General features: G+C 72.3%; 10 protein-coding genes and 1 pseudogene. 9 read left to right on the top strand and 2 right to left on the bottom strand.

Translation table 11 applies throughout. The annotated features are described in order from the left end of the window. Positions 1–63 precede the first annotated feature (63 nt). From BKA00_RS35485 to BKA00_RS35450, 8 genes and pseudogenes are all read left to right on the top strand, one after another. On the top strand, positions 64–1,434 hold the full coding sequence (locus BKA00_RS35485) for a CAP domain-containing protein (RefSeq protein ID WP_185032544.1): 1,371 nt from the start codon (positions 64–66) through the stop codon (positions 1,432–1,434). A gap of 156 nt (positions 1,435–1,590) precedes the next feature. Further along, positions 1,591–2,862, top strand: coding sequence for a hypothetical protein (locus BKA00_RS35480; protein ID WP_185032542.1), 1,272 nt, complete (start codon positions 1,591–1,593; stop codon positions 2,860–2,862). 333 nt (positions 2,863–3,195) lie between these two features. Further along, entirely contained in the window at positions 3,196–4,263 is a 1,068-nt protein-coding gene (locus tag BKA00_RS35475; protein ID WP_185032540.1) for an EamA family transporter, read from the top strand. 259 nt (positions 4,264–4,522) lie between these two features. Then, positions 4,523–5,905 carry a hypothetical protein gene (locus BKA00_RS35470; protein WP_185032538.1) on the top strand — a complete coding sequence of 461 codons (1,383 nt, stop codon included), beginning with the start codon at positions 4,523–4,525 and terminating at the stop codon, positions 5,903–5,905. A gap of 327 nt (positions 5,906–6,232) precedes the next feature. Continuing rightward, the gene (locus tag BKA00_RS35465; RefSeq protein WP_185032536.1) at positions 6,233–7,615 is read left to right on the top strand and encodes a hypothetical protein; all 1,383 of its coding nucleotides are present in this window, start codon (positions 6,233–6,235) and stop codon (positions 7,613–7,615) included. 219 nt (positions 7,616–7,834) lie between these two features. After that, entirely contained in the window at positions 7,835–8,452 is a 618-nt protein-coding gene (locus tag BKA00_RS35460) for a hypothetical protein (protein ID WP_185032535.1), read from the top strand. A gap of 147 nt (positions 8,453–8,599) precedes the next feature. After that, a pseudogene (locus BKA00_RS40735) lies at positions 8,600–8,782 on the top strand (J domain-containing protein); the annotation flags it as partial. Positions 8,783–9,058: 276 nt separating this feature from the next. Beyond that, positions 9,059–10,000 carry a hypothetical protein gene (locus BKA00_RS35450; protein ID WP_185035409.1) on the top strand — a complete coding sequence of 314 codons (942 nt, stop codon included), beginning with the start codon at positions 9,059–9,061 and terminating at the stop codon, positions 9,998–10,000. A gap of 34 nt (positions 10,001–10,034) precedes the next feature. Here the strand turns inward: BKA00_RS35450 and BKA00_RS35445 are convergent, their stop codons facing one another. Next, positions 10,035–10,964 carry a S16 family serine protease gene (locus BKA00_RS35445; RefSeq protein WP_185032533.1) on the bottom strand — a complete coding sequence of 310 codons (930 nt, stop codon included), beginning with the start codon at positions 10,962–10,964 and terminating at the stop codon, positions 10,035–10,037. 74 nt (positions 10,965–11,038) lie between these two features. Here BKA00_RS35445 and BKA00_RS35440 point away from each other — a divergent pair, with 74 nt between their 5' ends. After that, positions 11,039–11,749: a response regulator transcription factor gene (locus tag BKA00_RS35440; RefSeq protein WP_185032531.1), complete on the top strand. Its 711-nt coding sequence runs from the start codon at positions 11,039–11,041 to the stop codon at positions 11,747–11,749. Here BKA00_RS35440 and BKA00_RS35435 read toward each other — a convergent pair. After that, a complete protein-coding gene (locus BKA00_RS35435) occupies positions 11,706–12,461 on the bottom strand; it encodes a hypothetical protein (protein ID WP_185032529.1) in 756 nt (251 codons plus the stop codon). The two genes, BKA00_RS35440 and BKA00_RS35435, sit on opposite strands and share 44 nt — an antisense overlap. Between the last annotated feature and the right edge of the window lie 9 nt (positions 12,462–12,470).

The following is a 12,470-nucleotide window of genomic DNA, read 5'->3' as shown; positions in this document are numbered from 1 at the left end:
GCGCTCTCGTACGGTCCATGACGAGAGCGGGTGCTCGGTCGGCGCCACGGACGGGGGTAGGCGATGCGCGATCTGGTGGCCGGGGGGAATCTGGCGCTGCCCGGCGGTGCGATCTCGATCGAGGTGCCGGGGCCGTTCGACCTGTCCGCGCTGATCACCGGGGACGACCGGAAGGTGAGCGGCGACCACGACTTCGTCTTCTACAACCAGCCCTCCGCTCCGGGCGCCCGCCTGGGAGCCGGGGCCGTCGTGGTGGATCCGGCGCGGCTGCGGGCCGGGGCCAGCCGGGTCACGGTGGTCATCAGCGCGGCCGATCCCGGGACTCCGCTGAGCCGCCTGCCCGCCCCCGCGCTGCGGGCCGTCGGGAGCGGCGGCGCGGTGGTGGCCCGGTTCAGCCCGCCGCGCCCGGCGACGGAGACCGTCCTGCTCCTCGTGGAGATCTACCGGCGCGGAGACCAGTGGAAGCTGCGCGCCATCGGCCAGGGGTACGCCGACGGCCTGGCCGGGCTCGCCCGCGACTTCGGCGTCGACGTCACCGACGACGGCGCCCAGGCCCCTCCCCCGCCTCCGGCCATGCCGCCACCACCTCCGGCCATGCCGCCCCCGCCGCCGGCCGTCTCCCGTCCCGCCCTGCCGCCGGTCTCGGTCGGGCATCTGAGGTCGTTCGCGCACGAGGTCGACTCCCGGCGGGCCCGGAACGGGCTGCTGCCCGTCACGCTGGACGGGCGGCTCACCGCGGCCGCGCAGGCGCACGCCGCCGTGATGGCCGCGCAGCGCCGGCTCGACGCCGACGGACCGGACGGCAGGTCGGTCTTCGACCAGGTCACCCAGCACGGCTACGTCTATCTGACCATCGACGAGCAGTTCGTGTCCGGTCCGCGCTCGCTGGAGGAGTTCACCCGGTACCACCTGGACGGCGGGCAGCACGTAAACGCCCTCCGCAACGGGGAGCTGCGCGACGTCGGCATCGGCCACGCGGCCGGAAGGGGCCGTGACCGCGACCTGTACTGGACGATCCTGTGGGCGACGCCGTTCTCCCCGGCCGGCCGGTCGCGCTTCGCCGCCGAGGTCGTCTCGCTCACCAACGCCCACCGCGCCGCCCACGGCCTCCGGCCGCTCGCCGACGATCCGCGGCTGACCGCGGCCGCCCAGGCGTACAGCGAGGACATGGCCGTCCGCCGCTTCTACTCCCACACCTCCCCGGAGGGGACGCAGCCCTGGGACCGCGCCCGCGCCGCGGGCTCCACGCACCTCGGCATCGGCGAGAACATCGCGTGCGGCCAGCGCTCCCCCGCCGAGGTCGTCCAGGGCTGGATGGACAGCCCCGGGCACCGCGCCAACATCCTCAAGCCCGACTTCACCCATATAGGGGTCGGCTTCCAGGGGGGCGGAACCGCGGGCACCTACTGGACGCAGCTGTTCGGTTCCGTGTAGGCGGATCCCGCATCGCCTTCCCACTCCCAGTGACGGCTTCGACGGCGTTGCCGGACGCGTCGAGCACGACACGGTCATCATTGCCCGGTCCTCGGACCGGGCCGTCCGCACGAAGCGTGCGGGCGAGTGACGACAAAGAAGAAAGTGGGACGGCACATGTCGAAACCGATCATGGGCTACGTCGCGGATCCCTGGTGCCAGGAGGTACCGGAGGTTCCCCAGGGCCTCAGGCCGTTCGCGATGGAGGCGGGCGACGAGCTCGCCGGCATGCGGCGCGAGGTCGGCGGGCCCAGCCTGCCGCTTCGGGGCGCCGCGCTGGAGGCGTGCAGCCGGCTGGAGATCCTTGCGGACGGTCTCGGTCTGGAAGGGTTCTTCTCCCGGCCCGAGGCCATCGTCTGCCCCACCGCGAGCGGTTCGGAACGCGTCGCCTACGCGGGACACCTCAACGGCGGGGGCGTGGACCACTGGTGTGTCGGGGGCGACCTCGACCACGCATTCGAAACGGCACCCGAGGTCATCACGCTCCTGGTGGGCGCCGGCAGCCTGCGCGGCCGGCGCCGGCCGGTGGCGCGGACCGTGAACTCCACGATCCCGCTGGAGTCACTGGCCTCTGGGCGGTTCCTGGCGACGATGAGCGACCCCGTCGAGTCCATCCGCTTCGAGCCTGGAGGCGCTCAGCTGGGAACACAGGACGCGGGCTGGCTCCTCGCGCGCAGTGTCGCGAAGCTGGTTCGCTGCCTGCCCGGCGACGGACCCGCGGTGCGCATCGTGTTCCGCGTTCCCGCCGAGGAGTACTGGCTTCCACTGCTCCCCGCGCTGTACCAGAACCTCGCCTCACCCGAACTGTGCACCCCGTGGTTCGAAGAGACGAGGCGCGACCGCCGTCGCTTGAGGAAATCGTTCACCGACACCCTCAAGGAGATGCTGGGCGAGCACCTGCACCGGGTGCAGGTGGTCCCCTTCGACGCGCTTCACGACGTCGGGAACCTGCTCGAAGCGGACGTCGCCCAGGGTAAGAAGCCGTCGGCGCTCGGGCTTTCCGGCGCGTTGTCCCAAACGGACCCGCTCTGGGAGTTCGTCCTACGCCATCTGGACGGTCCCGCCAGGCTCGTCCGCGCGGCCGACGTCGTCAACCTGCTGGCCTACGGCAGGGACGGCCTGGCCATCGTGGTCGACGAAGCGAACGCCGCGTGCCGCATGATCGGCCTGGCCGAGCGCTTCGCGCGGCTCCAGCCGGGCGCCGCCGCTCGGATGGTGGCGATCGGCCCCCTGGGCAAGATCCTCGGCGGGACGCCGGGGCCGAGCGGCCCCTTCGTCCGGTTCCGGGGGAACACCAGTCGGATGGTCGTCCTCGATCCCGAGGATTCGTCCAAGGGCGACTGCCTGCCGACCGACCGTCTGTTCCGCGAGCTCTACTTCGTGCGGTGACCGCACTGGAGTGAGCCCGACCTCGGTGCCCCGGTGGGGGCGGCTTCGCGCCGTCCCCACCGGGGCACTTTCGTGTGCCCGGACGGAGAGGAGCCGTCCTCCCCGCCGTTTTCGTTTCTCCGGCCCGCCTGCCGGAGTTGCCGCCGATGACGGGCTCGACACGGTCGTCACTGCGTGGCTCGGCCACGCCGTTCCGAGAAGGCTCGGGACGTGTCACCGGTTCTCACGACCGGGTGCGCGTCCGGGCCTTCCAGGTCAGGACGTGCATCGGGTTCACGGAACCACGAAACGCGCCCCGGCTCGGTCGGAACGCGCACAAAGGAGAGATGGCCTATGGCCAGTTTCATCGGCCGCCTCGGCAGGATGCCGGGAGCGGGACTCGTGATCACCTTGATCGTGTTCTACGCCCTCATCGGCGGGGACGCGGTCAACGGCCTCGTCATCAACGACGCCTCGCCCCTGGTGGCGGCCGTCATGGCGGCGATCTTCGGCACCATCCCCCTGATCCTCATGGCGAGGCGCGCCGCGCTCCTTCGCCGGGGCAGGCGGCGGCTGCTGCGGGAACTCGACGCGGAAAAGCTGATCAACCGCATGGCGTTCAGCAACACCTTCGTGATCCCGCTCACGCTGCTGTCCCTGCAACGGCTGGAGGCGCTCGGAACCGTCATCGCGCTCATGTGGACCGGGCCGCTGGCGGTGGCGGTCTGGAAGATGGCGACCGGCACCCCCCGCAGGCTGTCGGGTCTGCTGTGGCTCCCCCTGGCGACGCCCGGAATGCTGCTCTTGACCCGCCCCTGGGAGGGTCACGCCGATCTCTGGGGCATCCTGCTGGCGCTCGGAGCGGCGGCGTGCTACGGCAACTTCCTCCTCACCTACGACCGGCTGGGGGAGATGCTCGGCGACCGCGTCGACGTCGCCATCGCCGAGTCCATGCTGCGGTCGACGGCGGCGCTGACCGCGCTGTCGACGATCGTGATCACCGCGTTCGCCGCGCTCGGCCGGACGGTTCCGGGCATCACGCCCGGCCCCGACTGGCTCACCTGGCGGGTGGTCGGCTTCACCCTCCTGTCCGGGCTCCTGACGGGGTTCGTCGCCCAGGTCGGGCAGAACCTGATCTTCGGGCAGCGCCTCATGAAGGCCGCCACGTTCTCGGTTCTGACCGCCCTCGAGCCGACGGTGGCCCTGACGCTGGACTGGGTGGTGCTCGGGCACTCCCCGACCCGCCTGGACGTGATCGGCGCCATCCTCGTCACCACGGCGGGGGCGGGCTGCTTCTACCAGCTCGAGGTCGGCGGCAACCTGCCGGCCCGGCTGGTCACCTGGCTGCGGTGCCGCGCGGCCGCCGTGACGGCGGCGGCACGGCGGCGCGGCCGCGGCGGGAAGGGCGACCTCTCCGCCTGAAGCGGGCCGGCGGCCGTCTGACGGCCGCCGGCGACCCCCTGAGGCGGGAACGGAGCACTGCTCCGTTCCCGCCTCTTCCCGTCTCTCCAGGTCACCGATCTTTTGTTAGCTCGGTTACACGGTCGTCATCTCGGTTTCCACTTGCCGATCCGTGTCCGATCAACACAGTCAACTGTGCGTGGCTCACCACGTGAGTGGCTTCCGAGCCGCGTCGTCCGGACCAGGTCCGGGCGCAGCACAACCCAAAGGAGTGTTGCTCATGGCAACCGCAACCCCGGATTCCGGCGGTCCCGTCCGCTGGACCACCGAGTCGGACCCGGAAGGGCCTGACTCGTCCCGCATCACCCCTGTCCTGCTCACGGGACGGGAGCCCGTCCGGCTCACGCCGAACTGGCTGTGGTCGCCCAGGCCGTTGAAGGGTGCCTTCGGGGACCTGGACTTCGGCAAGGGCAGGACCACGGGCCGGGCACGCCGTAAGGCCGAGGACCTGGTGAGGGGCCTTCGGCTGTCGGCGGAACCGGACACCGTCGTGGACGAGAGCGTCATCTACGAGCTCCGGCGCTCATCTGATGGCTCTCGGTACGTGCAGGGCGCCTACGTCGGGTTCAACCTCGGCCGGGCTTCCGAGCACGTGCTCATCAGCGGCGAACCGGGCAAGGTCCTGGCCGACAGGCCGGAGACCGTGTCCATCGTCGTGGGTGTCTGCAACGGCTCCAACCGGGCCACGATCTCGACCAACCCGGAGGGCCGGCGGTCCACCTTCCAGTTCGGCTCGCACGGCGCGGCCGAGCGCACGGCCGAGTTCATCACCTCGGCTGGGTTCGCCCCGTCGCTCTCTCTCTACGAGGAGAACCTCGCGCTCCTGTCGGCGGCGTTCGCCGGGAACGCGGTGGTCCACTCCCCGGAGAACGTCGGGTACACGATCCCGCTGGATGTGCCGTGGAGGGGCTACTGGCTGTACATGTGGCCGGCACTGAAGGAGGAGCTGACCTCCGACCGCGCCTACGACCGGTGGCGTGAGGAGGTCACCCGGCGATCCCGTCTCCTGAGGCACCGCACCGAGGAGCTCCTTCGAGAGGTCCTCGGCGAGCGGGCCGATCAGACGGAGATCACCTACCGGGACGAGCTCGCGCCGCTCGACGGGATCCTCGCGGAGGCGAGGCCGGGGCGTGTCCCCGGCGTCCAGATCCTCGTGGACACGCTGCGGAACTCCGGGGACGAGCTCTGGGAACTGATCCTGGATCCGGGAATCCGGAGCCTCGTCAAGGCCAGGGGCAGCTACCTCGATCCGGAGATCCACACGGTTCAGGAGCTGTGCCAGGCCTCCTACGTGGTGGCGGTTCTCCGACGGATGCTCGCCGGACCCGTCATGTCGGTCAACGACTACGTGGAGCTGCCCATCGAGCAGTCCGTGCAGGCGTGGACCGAGGTCCTCGTCAAGCACGGCAAGCTCGCGTTCCGCGGCACGTCGTTCGCCGTCTACCCCTTCTCGCACTTCGTTCCCTTTGAGGAGGGGGAGGCCCTGTATCACAGGGACCCGGGACGTGTCGTGAGCGTGAACGACCGGAACGGCGTCTCGGGCTTCGACCACGGAGAGTGGGTCGACCCGGTCGAACTGCTGCCGGAGAGCTACCGGTGGTAGCCGCCTAGCGGCCACCACAGGGAACCACCGTCTCCGGCGGAACGGCCACGGCCGTTCCGCCGGAGACACCCACGCATCCCCACAACCGGGGAAGTGAGCACACCGGTGCCCCGGTGGGAGCGGCTGACGCCGCTCCCACCGGGGTTTCCTTTTTGTCCGGGGCCGGTGGGAGAACAGGCCTCCACCGGCACGAGGGCCTGGTTTTTCGGTTGCCGGGAGGGGCGAAACCCGTACGGTCACTTCTGCGTGGCTCAGCCGCGCGAGCGGTTCCCGAAGCCGCGTCGTCCCGGGTCAACCGGGACGAGGACAAACCAGAGGAGTGATCACGTGTTGCCAGAAGACCGAAAACTGGGGTGGCGGACGCTGAAGCGTCCGGGTGCCCTTCCCCTGGTCTCCCCCGTGGAGGTGCCGGTGGGCGCGCGGCAGCCGGTCGAGTTCGCCCCCGGGCGGTTCTACGTGGAGGGTCTGGACGACCTCCCGCGGAAGCCGTACGGGAAGCCGGCGCGCTCGATGAAGGGCAAGGCCGAGCGCTGGCTGTCCTGGATGGGGGCGCAGGCCCTCGCCGGGGACAGCGCCATCTGCCACCACCTGGAGAACGAGGTCAGGGTCTTCACCGAGATCTCCCAGCACGGTCGTGTCGGGTACTGGGGCCTCGCCGGCGACCTCCCCAGGCGGGTGGTCGAAGCCGGCAAGCGCGCGGAGCCCGAGACCATCCCGCTGGCCGAGTTCGACAAGGTCGTGCTCAAGGCGGGGCCCTGCCTGCTCAACGGGTGGGGGCTCACCCTGCACACCGCTGACGGGCCGTTCGAGCAGGTCCTCAGCATGGCCACGACCGACGACCTGGCCTCCGCGGTCCAGGGCTTCGACTGGGCCATGGGTCCGGCGCTGTACGAGATCGAGAGCGGCACACGCCAGGCCAGTGCGATCGGCCTGTTCGTGCTCGCGCTCCTGGCCGCCAACCCGCGGCTGGAGATCGAGATCCTGCTCAACATCCCCAACACCGGGTACGACCTGTACTTCCTGCCCGGAGCGCAGAAGGGGCACCTCCCGAGCGGGCTGTACCTCGACCTGATCTCCTTGTGGGACGGCCGGACCGGCATCTCCGAGGGCATGCTCCGCGAGGCTCTCGTCAACGAGCTCCGCGGCAAGATCACCACGGAGCAGCGGGCCCGGATCAAGGTCCTGCCCTACGAGGAGGACCTGGACATCGTCCGGGACCTGCTCCGCGAGGAGCTGGAGACCCGGGGTCGCGCGCCCCGTCTGGAGACGCTGTTCGAACAGCAGATCCGGCACGGGGACGAGACCTGGAGGGCGATGGGGACCACCGGTCGCCCGAGGAACGTGCACGAAGCCGCGAGCTGGGGCTACGTGCACGCCGTCCTCAAGCACTCGATGTCGAAGGACCCGTCCGGCAAGCGTGTCCTGCTGATCGGCGTCGAGAACGCGAGCGAGGGGCGGATCAAGGCCGAGGCCGACAGGATGGCCAAGGTCATCGTCGGCGGCTCCTCGGAGCTGAGCGTCGCTCACCCGGGGCTGGCCTTCGACAACGTGGCGGTCTACCCCTACGAGTCGATCCACGCGATGACGCAGGACGACCCCGGCTCGGGCGCGCGGCTCACCGCGCTGTACTACAACGACCCCGGATTCCAGGGGGAGTTGCCCGACGGTTCGCGGATCAGCGACATCTCGTCGCTGCTGCGGGCCTCGTGAACTCGGTGACCGCACGCAGGTGACGGTCGGCGAGTAAGCACACCGGTGCCCCGGTGGGGACGGCTGACGCCGTTCCCGCCGGGGCACTTCTCTTTCCGGCCGCGAAGCCGGCTCCCCCGCCGCGGCGGTTGCCGTTCCCCGCCCGCTTCGCACGGTCGTCATTGCCTGCCGAGTCCTCAGGACCGGCAGATCCCGCCTCAACCGAAAGTGAGGACAACCATGTCCACAACAAAATCAACCAGGGCTCGCAGGGCCCGGGTCCTGCTGGCCGCACTGGCGTGGACCTTCGTCGCGGCGACCGTGCTCCACGTCCCCTCGGGGTACACCCCGCAGGGTGTGAACAGCGCCATCGGCGTGATCACGGCGGCGACCAGCCTCACCGCCCTGCTCTTCCTGGGGGTGCTGCGCCTCCCGTGGCTCCGCGAGCACGCGGACGTCCCGCGGGGCGTGGAGACCGAACTCCTCGCGAGCTGGACGTACTACCGCAAGGAGATCTTCCGTCTCGCGCTCTACCCCACCTTGGCCGGCTACCTGCTGCTGTGGGCGTCCGACGCGGTGGTCGTCCCGTTCGTCGTCTGCGTGATCCTGCTCTACGTCGGGACCGCGCAGGCGGTCCAGTCGCTGCGCCGGACGTGGTGCCGCGGGTTTCACCACCCCGTGCTCGGCGTGGTGATCGGGGGCCTCTTCACCGCCTCCGCCAGCCTGCTGGGCTTGAGCACCATGGTCCTGACCACGTTCCCGACCTGGCAGGTCGTCGTCCCCTGCGCCATCGCGGGGGTGGCCACGTTCGCCGCCACGCTGATCACCCTCTGGGCGGTCCCCGCGGCGAGGAACTGACCGAACGCGCTGCGAGGCGCACCCAGCGAGCCGGGCGGGGAGGAGCCATCCTCCCCGCCCGTCTTCGCTTCACCGCCGGCTCCCGGCCAGCCGCGGTGCGTGAACAGCGGACGGTCGGGAGGGACGACCGATGACGAGTGGGATGCGATGAGAAGCGATCAGCCGGACTACTACGAGCTCCTCGGCGTGGAGCGGACCGCGACACCGGAGGAGATAACGCGGGCGTACCGCCGGGCGATGCGCGCGGTGCATCCCGACGCCAGCGGCACCTCCGGCCTGTTCCGGCTGGTCAAGACGGCGTACGACACGCTGAAGGACCCGCAGTCCCGGGCGGCGTACGACGCCGGCGGCCGGACGGCCCCGCCCGAGCCGCCTCGCTCCCGGCCGCGGCCCGACCCGGCCCCCGGTACCGGACCGCGGCCGGGGCCCGGGGCGGGCCCGGGGCCTGGGCCTGGGCCGCGGCCGGGGTCTGGACCTGGGTCTGGGGCGCGCCCAGGGCCGGAGAGCGGAGGGCGGCAGGAGGGCGCGAGGGCAGGGGGGCCCTCCGGCACGCCGCCCCCCGGCCCCTCCTTCACGAAACCGCAGGCGCCCGCGCCCGGATCCGCCTTGCGCGTCCGCCCCCGGTTCGGCTCCCACTGGTACGGGGTGGCGGCCGTCGCCGTCTGGACGGTCGTGTTCCTGGGCGCGGTGTACGTGTCGTGGCCCGCGGGGCTTCCGGTCGGGTTCCTCCTCCTGCTGGCCTTCCCCGTGGTCGCGATGCCGCTCATCGCCCTGGAGCACGCGCTGCGGTCCCAGTCCTGGCTCTGGGTCGTGTGCGTGCTGACGTTCGCCGGCGGCGCCGCGCTCGCCGCGGTCGAGGCCGACGGCGGCGCCCTCTGGACGTTCTGCGCCGCGCTGCTGGGCCTCGCGGCGGGAGGCGCGGGACTGGCCGCGGCGCCGCACCTCGTCCGCAGGGGCCGCGAACTGGACCGGCTGATCCCCCCCGACTCGCTCGACTACCAGATCTTCAATGTGCCGGGCGCGGGGCTCGACCACGACCTCGCACGACAGGTGGTGGCGCGGGAGAGCGCCGCGGGGCTGGAGGGGCTCGCGCGGCTCGACGGCGTCCGGATCGTGCACGCGCTCACGCCGCCGCAACCGTCGGGGCAGGCTCCGCACTATGTCGAGCACGTCGTGCTGCGGGGCGACCGGCTCGCCGTCGTCATGGCCCGCCGCTGGCCCGCCGGGGCCTACGCCTGGACGGGCAGGGGCGCGCTCACGACCATCGGGCGCCCGTTCCCCGGCGGCGACACCGGCATCGGCGACGCGGTGAAGGAGATCCGCAAGGCGGTGCCGCGCCGCGTGCGGGTCCGCGGGTTCGTCGCCGTGCTTCCGGACGATCCCGCGCGGTCGTCCCAGGCGCGGTTCCCCGAGCCCGAGTACGGCGACCTGCTCGCGGGTTCCCTGGAGCAGGTCGGCGAGCGGATCGCGGCCTGGCTCGGGGAGACCGACCCGGTCGTCGACCGGCGCGTGCTCGCCGCGCTGCTGCCCCACCTCCGCCGCCCCTGAGCGCCCCGCCTCCGCCGTCCCGGCGGGCCGGGCGTCAGCAGATCGGAGCGCGGCCTCCGTCGGCGCAGAGCCGCTCGACGGCCTCCGACACCGTGCGGACCGGCACGACCCGCAGGCGGGTGCCCTCGGCCGCCGCGACCGCGGCGGACCGCTGCCAGATCGGCACGAGGAACACGTCCATGCGCGCCTCGACCGCCGCGCGCACCTTCTCGGGGATGTCGCCGACGCCGGTCACCTTCCCGCCGAGTCCGATCGCGCCGGTCCCGGCGACGCGGCGCCCGCCGGTCAGGTCGCCCGGGGTGAGCGCGTCGAGGCGGGCCAGCGCCAGGATGAGCCCCGCCGACGGCCCCTCCACCGGACCGAGGGGGTAGGCGGTGACCGAGACGGTGGGGCCGGCCACCGTCCCGGCGAGCCGGCCGACGGGGATCCGCCGGACCTCGGCGCTCCCCCACGCGTCGCCGGACATGTGCGGGACGACGAGCACGTGCACGGTCGCGCGCCCGGCGACCGCCGTCTCCAGGTCGGCCGGTGCGCGCAGCGGGGTCAGGCCGTCGGCGGTGCCCGCCGCCAGGAGGACGTCGCCGGGGCGCAGGCCGCTTCCGGCGGCCGCCCCGCCGACCGCGCTCACCTGCAGGCCGGCGGCGCTCACCGGAGCCCGCCCGGCGGCGAGCTGGGCGGCGACCAGCGCGGCGTGCGTCTGCGCGGTGCCCATCGCGTCGGCGCCCGGCGCCGGAGCGGCGCCGCGGCCCGGCCCCGCGTCCCGGACCAGGCGTTCCCCGGTGAGTTCGGCCTTCCCCCACTGGAACCAGTTGCTGCGCTGCACGCGGGCCGTCAGGACCGACCAGGACCCGCCCTCCGGGCGGCCGACCTGGATCGCCGGCCCGGGACCGACCCGGTTGTACGGCGAACCGCTCATCCCGAAGATGCTCAGGACGACGACGGCCGCGACCACGCCGTACAGCACACGGCGCCCTGCCGGCGCCTCGACCTGTTTCCTGCCACTCCGGATGGCTGTCGCACCCCCGTTATCATGGCGCCATGGCGCGGATCCTGGTGGTAGATGATGATGCGCGTCTCGTCAAGCTCGTGTCGGGACTGCTGCGCAAGCGCCACTACCAGGTGGAGTCGGTGGCCAACGGCGAGCTGGCACGGCTGGCGCTGCGCCGCGGCGACATCGACCTCGCACTGCTGGACATCAACCTCCCCGACATCGACGGGCTGTCCCTGATCGACCAGCTGCGCGACCAGGGGAACACCACGCCGATCATCCTGCTGACCGCCCGCTCCGAGCCGCACGAGCAGGCGCTCGGGCTGCGGCTGGGCGCGGACGACTACGTCGTCAAGCCCTTCCACCCGGAGGTGCTGATCGCCCGGATCCAGGCGCTGCTGCGGCGCAGCGCGGGGAACATCGCCCGGCACGCCGGGGAGACCCGCGGTGATCTGCTCGACATCCCGCCGGTACGGGTCGACTTCACCGCCCGGCAGGTGTTCAGGGAGGGGGCGGAGGTCCGGCTGGCCCCCATGGAGTACGCCGTCCTGGAGTTCCTCGCCGTGAACCGCGGCCGGGCGGTCTCCAAGGAGGAGATCATGCTGCACGTGTGGGGCACCGACCGGGGGGTCTCCCGGACGCTGGCCGAGCACGTGTCCCGGCTGCGCCGCAAGCTCGGCGACGGCGTGATCGTGACCCGGACGGGCTTCGGGTACCTCATTCCCGCGGCTCCGGAGGATTCCGCAGCCACAGCTCGGTGACCAGGACGTTCTGCGCCTCGAGCCGGCACCACATCTGGTCGCCGTCGGACTGCATCGTGGCCCGCCACCGGGCCAGGCCCAGCTGGTCGCCGACCCCGCTGGTCACGCGGGCCGGCCACGGCAGCCCGATCCGGGCCCGCATCGGCTCCAGGTCCGACCGGGTCAGGTGCCGGGCGACCGAACGCACCGTGTGGACGGTGAACTCGCCCTGGTCCCGCGCCGAGACCTGCTGGTGGGCGAGCACGCCCAGCAGGGCGGAGTGGGTCCGGACGGTGTCGGCCACGATCCGGTCCGCCTTCTCGCCGGGTGAGCACGCCTCCTCCAGGTCGGTGAGCAGCCGGGCGAGCCCGTCGATCGCCGACCCGAGCAGTTTCGCGTCCTCGTCCCGGTTCCCCGAGACCGTCTCGCCGAGCAGGCCCGCGGTGACCGAGGCGATGGTGAGCTCGCCCGCCATCCGGTGGGCGAAGCCCCGGGTGAACCTGTCATGCCAGAGCTCCGGCGGCGTCTCCGCGTCGTGCCCGATGATCACCGCGGACGCCGCGGTCAGCGGGATCGCGGTGAGCGAACCGCTGGTGAAGACCGACCGCCAGGTCAGCGCCTGACCGGCCGCGACGAGCGTCTCCCGGTCCAGGGTCCCCCCGGCCGGGCCGCTCAGATCCTCGACGCCGCAGGGCGGGACCCCCGCCCGGGCGTGCACGACCACCGGGACCACGGCGGTCGC

It is taken from the genome of Actinomadura coerulea (assembly GCF_014208105.1).
In the GTDB taxonomy this organism is placed as follows: Bacteria; Actinomycetota; Actinomycetes; order Streptosporangiales; family Streptosporangiaceae; genus Spirillospora; species Spirillospora coerulea.
This window is presented reverse-complemented; position numbering and strand designations above follow the sequence as displayed.

Excerpts from the sequence above, each read along its gene's own strand:
- BKA00_RS35485 (WP_185032544.1), top strand. The coding sequence starts at position 64 with ATGCGCGATCTGGTGGCCGGGGGGAATCTGGCGCTGCCCGGCGGTGCG.
- BKA00_RS35480 (WP_185032542.1), top strand. The coding sequence starts at position 1,591 with ATGTCGAAACCGATCATGGGCTACGTCGCGGATCCCTGGTGCCAGGAG.
- BKA00_RS35475 (WP_185032540.1), top strand. The coding sequence starts at position 3,196 with ATGGCCAGTTTCATCGGCCGCCTCGGCAGGATGCCGGGAGCGGGACTC.
- BKA00_RS35470 (WP_185032538.1), top strand. The coding sequence starts at position 4,523 with ATGGCAACCGCAACCCCGGATTCCGGCGGTCCCGTCCGCTGGACCACC.
- BKA00_RS35460 (WP_185032535.1), top strand. The coding sequence starts at position 7,835 with ATGTCCACAACAAAATCAACCAGGGCTCGCAGGGCCCGGGTCCTGCTG.
- BKA00_RS35440 (WP_185032531.1), top strand. The coding sequence starts at position 11,039 with ATGGCGCGGATCCTGGTGGTAGATGATGATGCGCGTCTCGTCAAGCTC.